Source organism: Dolichospermum sp. LEGE 00246 (assembly GCF_015207865.1).
GTDB classification, from domain to species: Bacteria; Cyanobacteriota; Cyanobacteriia; order Cyanobacteriales; family Nostocaceae; genus Dolichospermum; species Dolichospermum heterosporum.
Map to the genome: position 1 here is coordinate 1 of NZ_JADEWA010000568.1, position 2,975 is coordinate 2,975.

4 protein-coding genes are annotated in these 2,975 nt (G+C 41.5%); all 4 read right to left on the reverse strand.

Annotated elements, in window-relative coordinates; all coding sequences use genetic code 11:
- Nucleotides 1-23 precede the first annotated feature (23 nt).
- Nucleotides 24-653: a precorrin-8X methylmutase gene (locus tag IQ228_RS24075; RefSeq protein ID WP_027403262.1), complete on the reverse strand. Its 630-nt coding sequence runs from the start codon at nt 651-653 to the stop codon at nt 24-26.
- 105 nt (nt 654-758) lie between these two features.
- The gene (locus IQ228_RS24080) at nt 759-1,568 is read right to left on the reverse strand and encodes a TPM domain-containing protein (RefSeq protein WP_027403263.1); all 810 of its coding nucleotides are present in this window, start codon (nt 1,566-1,568) and stop codon (nt 759-761) included.
- Between the two features lie 474 nt (nt 1,569-2,042).
- A complete protein-coding gene (locus tag IQ228_RS24085; RefSeq protein WP_035082915.1) occupies nt 2,043-2,456 on the reverse strand; it encodes a hypothetical protein in 414 nt (137 codons plus the stop codon).
- Between the two features lie 11 nt (nt 2,457-2,467).
- Nucleotides 2,468-2,836, reverse strand: coding sequence for a YtxH domain-containing protein (locus IQ228_RS24090; protein ID WP_027403264.1), 369 nt, complete (start codon nt 2,834-2,836; stop codon nt 2,468-2,470).
- Nucleotides 2,837-2,975: the final 139 nt, after the last annotated feature.

A 2,975-nucleotide genomic window follows, 5' to 3' on the forward strand; every position in this document is an offset into this window, starting at 1 on the left:
CTCCCCCAACTCCCCGCCCTAGATCATCCGCCTACACTTCTATCCTGTCCATAGGCTTGCCAAGCCAAATCCACTAAACCATCAACAATAGCAGCAGCTACGACAGCGTTACCCTTGCGACCTTCAACAGTAATATAAGGAACTAAGGATTCTTGTAATCGTTCTTTTACAATTTTTGAATTGATAAAACCTGCTGGGGTAGCAACTATTAAAGCGGGTCTAATTTCTTCCGCTTCAATTAATTCCACCAGTGCAGTTAAGGCTGTTTGTGCTTGACCAACTACAAATATCCCTTCTGGATAACGCCTAGCCAGAGTTTCAATGCCCCAAGCTGCACGGGTTTTTTCCTTTTGGGGTCGTGTTATTGCTTCCATACTGCAATACACTGGATTAGCAAAAGTATTTTGAATATCGTGGGATATACCCACCTGCACCATTGGCGAATCTACCACAATAGTAGTTCGCGTAGCTAAGGCGGCTGCTCCAGCTTGTAATGCTTGCTCTGAAAACCGAATCAAGGATTTATACTCAAGATCGGCTGTAGCGTAAACTACGCGACGGACGATTTCATACTCTGCTGGTGAAAAAATATGATCACCAATTTCATTATCAATAATTGCCAAACTTTGAGCATCAGTTACGTGCCATTCCATTGCTATTTAGCTTCTTATATATTAGCTTTCAGCTTATCAGTATTTTGGAGTTTGAACTGTAAAATTGCAAATTTCCCTTCCTAATCCCTATTCCCCAGTCACTTTTCAGGATTCAGCATCGGGAGAAATCCGATTCAGCATGGGAGATAAATAAGCTACTAAAGCACCAATGGCAAAAGCGGAAATATTGCGGACTAGAGGCAACCAATCGGTTGTCCGGGTAATAACTGGAGCAATACCGAAGGCAATAAATAACATTCCCCATAAAGGTGAGAAAATTAATGCCCATTGCCAAGCAACTATTTTTTTATCGCCACGGGGTTGGCCAGCAAAACCACAAATAATCCCGCCAACAGCGGAGGTAACAAGGGTGAGTATCCATTGTTCTCTAGGTAGTCCTGGAACGACGTTACAACCACCTTTGAGTAAACAACCTTTAACTGAATTTAGAGCCTGGAGAATGGCTTGATCTTCTCCTTCTTCACGAACAAAGTATAAATTACCAAAGCGAGTTTGTAGTTCAATCCAGAACGTGCGAGGTAAGAATTCATAAACTGCATCACCCACACTAAAGCTGAGGATGTTACCACCACGGGCATCTGCTACCAAAAGAATACTTTTATCATCTAAACCCCAATATTTAATCACTGCTCTACCTGGGGTACGGTCGTACTGAGTTAAAACACGCAGTTTCCAACCGGTGTCAGTTTCAAACTGTTCTAATTCTTTAACTAGCTTTTCTTCTTGGGGGTCAGGGAGAGTTTTTGCTAAATCTACTACTGGTGTTACAAAGCTGGGTAGTAAATCGGGATTTTCATAAGCTAGGGCTGATGGGGAATCAATTACTAAAATTGAGCCAACAAAGCAAAATACGGCAATTGATACTAAAATTCGTCGCCAAAGACACAGGTGCATGAACGTTTTTATACTATAGAATCAAGAGGATAATGTAACAAGTGCTTGTTAAAGCGTAATGTAAAAGTGATATTTCTTTACACTTCTTTACTTTACTCTAATATTTAGGTATCTTAACAAAATCTGATCAAGAAATTGGGAACAGGAGTCGGGAGTCAGGAATAAACTCCACAAAAATGCTTGATTTTTGATGGTATCAACACTTAAATATGCACATAGTTAAATTTGATACGGCAAATTGAAACGGTTCATAGTTTAACCAAATATGAAACCCCTCTGGTAAACCTCTCTTTTGCACCTCTCCCTAACCCTCTCCTAAGAGGAGAGGGAAAAGGAATAATATTTAATACTGGAGAGGCTTTGAACCTTGTTCTTTGTATGATAAAAAAGTCCAGCTTCTAGCCGTTTTGAGTATAACTGCAAAGCCAATTTTACTCCTGAGTCCTGACTTCTGCTGTATGTTTCGGTAGTTTCTCATTCGGTTTTCGGATTGGCAAGTGTTTTTGTATTTTTCCTGGGATTTTTTTGGCGTGTGAAACTTTTCCAAGCGGCTTTAAAGCCAATGAAGACGCTACGAGTGCCGATTTGCATACTTTCTGCTTGTTTCTTGGCATTATCCAGGCTTTGATCAAATTGTTTAACAACTTGACCGGCACTTTTGACACCTTCACTGACATCCTCGGTTAAGTCTGTTATTTCTATGCTGGTGTCGCGGATAGCGTTGAGAGTGGGCGGTAACTCCCGTGAAAGGGTGTCAAAGAATTTTTCGGCACTACGAGCAGCACGGGCTAATTCCTGCAAAGCGGGGATGGCTGCCACTAAAACGGTTGTTAGACTGACAGTAACTAGGAGGATGGATAGTCCCAGCCAAAATAAAGGATCAATCACGATTATGGCATTTATGAACGTTCTAGTTTTTCAGTCAGGGAATCGGTGTCGTCTGGGGTGCTGCTGATATCAACAGTATTTTGTTTGTGGAAACTTTGGCTTTCGCGCTGGGTGGCATCTATGCCAACAGCGATCGCTTCCCGCAATCTATCTACAGTTTCTTCCCAGTTATCTAGGGTGCTACTAGAAAGACGATCTGCCTGAATTTGGACACTGGTAGAAATATCTTCCGCTAATTCGGGGATAGCATTGGCAGATTTTTTAATCAGTTTACGGGTTTCACGTCCTGTTCGCGGAGCAACTAGTAAACCGACTAAAGTGCCGATAGCTGTTCCTAACATCAAACCACCAATAAAGATTCCAGAACGGTTATTAGACATTTTTTTATTTTTCTACTCCATAAAATTTAATTTTATACAGGATTCTAGTACCACAGGGCGTAAATAAACCACCCATTCTAAATCGTTAAAAAGCCTATACGGTCTTCGTTTTGACTAGGGGGGGTGGGGGAGGTAGGGG

Coding starts and splice junctions, on each gene's coding strand:
- IQ228_RS24080 (WP_027403263.1), bottom strand. CDS start 1,568: ATGCACCTGTGTCTTTGGCGACGAATTTTAGTATCAATTGCCGTATTT.
- IQ228_RS24075 (WP_027403262.1), bottom strand. CDS start 653: ATGGAATGGCACGTAACTGATGCTCAAAGTTTGGCAATTATTGATAAT.
- IQ228_RS24090 (WP_027403264.1), bottom strand. CDS start 2,836: ATGTCTAATAACCGTTCTGGAATCTTTATTGGTGGTTTGATGTTAGGA.